This window comes from Kitasatospora sp. NPDC058406 (genome assembly GCF_042722765.1).
Lineage (GTDB): Bacteria > Actinomycetota > Actinomycetes > Streptomycetales > Streptomycetaceae > Kitasatospora.
The window spans coordinates 1-2556 of the sequence record NZ_JBHXKE010000465.1; the positions used below are offsets into that span (position 1 = coordinate 1).

Genomic DNA, 2556 nt, shown 5'->3' on the forward strand with positions numbered 1-2556 from the left:
GGTGCGACACGAAGTCGCATGGTTCGAGCGAGCACGCTGATTGGAGGGCTGAGACCGATGACAGCAGCGTAGCTCCGGACAAGTGTTCACAGATCCGTCCCCGCTCTGACGTGCGTTGCTGGTAACGGCAGGGTGCGAAGCTCAGGGAAGACGCCCAAGGGCTCCCGCTCCATCCGGGGGCTACAGGCAAGGGGAAGGCCGGACGGGTGAGCAGACGCGAACTCTCGTTGATGCCTCGACATCGATACCCCCGGAGATGGGATGAACCGCTGGGGGCAGGGCTGGCCGTTGCGAAACGGCAGGCGGCGGCTGGTGACTAGGAACCAGCCGTGCGAACACCGCCGCCCCGGGGTGCAGAGAGCGCCCACCCCGGCCGGATCTCGGCCATGCGGAACGTGACAACCCCGTCGGGGTCCGGGACGTGTCCCGGTAAGCCGACCGTGAGGGAGGCCCAACTCCCCGGCGGGAGCAGGACGGTCCAAGAAGCCAATGCCGGTACGCCGAAAGACGACGGGAAACCGGGACAACATGGCCGCACCCTTCGCGGTCGTCTCGCATAACCGGCCGGATACAGGCAACTGCCTGGCCCGAAAGGGAGCTGACGTGGACCGGGTGAGCCTTTGATGTACCAAAGCTGAAGTACCGGAGCCGAAGGGCAAGTTGGACACAGATGACGGCATACGCATTCGCTCTCGCGATGGCGGCCCTCGGAGTGAACGGACCGGAGGACGCGGCCCCCGACTGGGACGCCATCAGCTGGCGCACTCACGAGGACCACGTACGGCGACTGAGGCAGAGGATCTTCAAGGCGACGAAGGAAGGGGACCTCAAGAAGGTCCGCAATCTGCAGAAGCTGATGCTGCGGAGCCGAAGCAACACGCTGGTCAGCGTGCGGCAGGTCACGCAGCGCAATGCTGGCCGCAAGACGGCGGGCGTCGACGGAGAGGTCGCTTTGACCTCCCGCGATCGAGGGGAGCTGGCGGAGCGGTTGCACCGCCATGCCTCGCCCCTCAACGTCCTGCCGGTCAAGCGGGTCTTCATCCCGAAGGCGAACGGGAAACAGCGCCCCCTGGGGATTCCGGTGCTCGCGGACCGCGTGCAGCAAGCACGCGTGAAGAACGCCCTGGAACCCGAGTGGGAGGCCCGGTTCGAGCCGAGGTCCTACGGATTTCGGCCCGGACGGGGCTGCCACGACGCGATCGAGGTCATCTTCAAGACGCTCTGCGGCAACCGCAGCAAGCGCCGATGGATCCTGGACGCGGACCTGGCCGGGGCATTCGACCGGATCGACCACGATCACCTTCTCAACAGTCTCGGAACCTTCCCCGCACGGGGCATGGTCCGCGCCTGGCTGAAGGCCGGCGTCATCGAGTCCGGCGAGTTCACACCGACAGGGGAGGGAACTCCCCAAGGCGGCGTGATCAGCCCCGTGCTGCTGAACGTGGCCCTGCACGGAATGGAGCACGCGGCAGGGGTCCGCTACCGGCCCAGCGTCCGCAGTGACGCTGAGACGGTCAAGGGATGCCCTGTGCTGGTCAGATACGCCGACGATTACGTGGCGATGTGCCACAGCCGTGAACAGGCCGAGCAGGTCAAGGCCAATCTCACGGCGTGGCTGGAGCCCAGGGGGCTCCGCTTCAACGAGGACAAGACACGCATCGTCCACGTTGAGGACGGGCTCTCGTTCCTGGGCTTCGACATCCGCCGCCGAGTCGATCGGCAGGGCAGCGGAAAACTGCTCATCACTCCCAGCAAGGAGTCGGTCAAGCGGCTCCGGAAGCGGCTCACCGCCGACGTGCGCTCCATGCACGGCGCGAACGCGGCCGCGGTGGTGTTCCGGCTCAACCCGGTCGTCCGGGGATGGTCGGCCTACTACCGGAGCGTGGTCTCCGGCCGGGTCTTCACCGGCCTGGACCACCACGTCTGGCACCTCACCTACCGGTGGGCCAGACGCTCGCATCCGAACAAGTCGAGGGGCTGGGTCGCGACCCGGTACTTCGGCAAGTTCCACAAGTCCCGGCAGGACCGGTGGGTGTTCGGTGACCGCGACAGCGGCGCCTACCTCACCAAGTTCGCCTGGACGAAGATCGTCCGGCACGTCCCGGTCCTCGGCGGAGCTTCTCCGGATGACCCCGCCCTGGCCGAGTACTGGGCCGAACGGCGGCGCAAGAAGAAGGCCCCGCCCGTGGACGAGCACACCGCCCGGCTTCTGCGAAGCCAAGGCGGACGCTGTCCCGCATGCGGGGAGTTCCTGCTGCACGCCGAACACGAGCCGCGCAGCCCACGCGAGTGGGAACAGTGGTTCATGACCGTCCGGCGGGTGCTGGCCAAACAGCACATCGTCGAACAGGTCGACGGCCAGGACCGGACCTTCTACCGACTTCTCCACACGCACTGCCGACGGCAGAACCTTGCTGGAAAGACGGTGCACCAGCCATGACGCCGACGCGGAAACCTCGTCGTCCTCGGGGCTTGCTTGAGCCGTGGTGCCTGGAAAGCGGGCACGCCCGGTTCTGAGGGGGCCGGGGTCCAGCAATGGGCCCCGGCTACCCGACG

General features: G+C 66.9%; 1 protein-coding gene. It reads left to right on the forward strand.

Features of this window, described 5'->3' with window-relative positions:
• Nucleotides 1-670: 670 nt before the first annotated feature.
• Nucleotides 671-2440, forward strand: coding sequence for a group II intron reverse transcriptase/maturase (gene ltrA / locus ACFWOG_RS40535; RefSeq protein WP_380364736.1), 1770 nt, complete (start codon nucleotides 671-673; stop codon nucleotides 2438-2440).
• Nucleotides 2441-2556 lie beyond the last annotated feature (116 nt).

Coding starts and splice junctions, on each gene's coding strand:
- ltrA (WP_380364736.1), top strand. CDS start 671: ATGACGGCATACGCATTCGCTCTCGCGATGGCGGCCCTCGGAGTGAAC.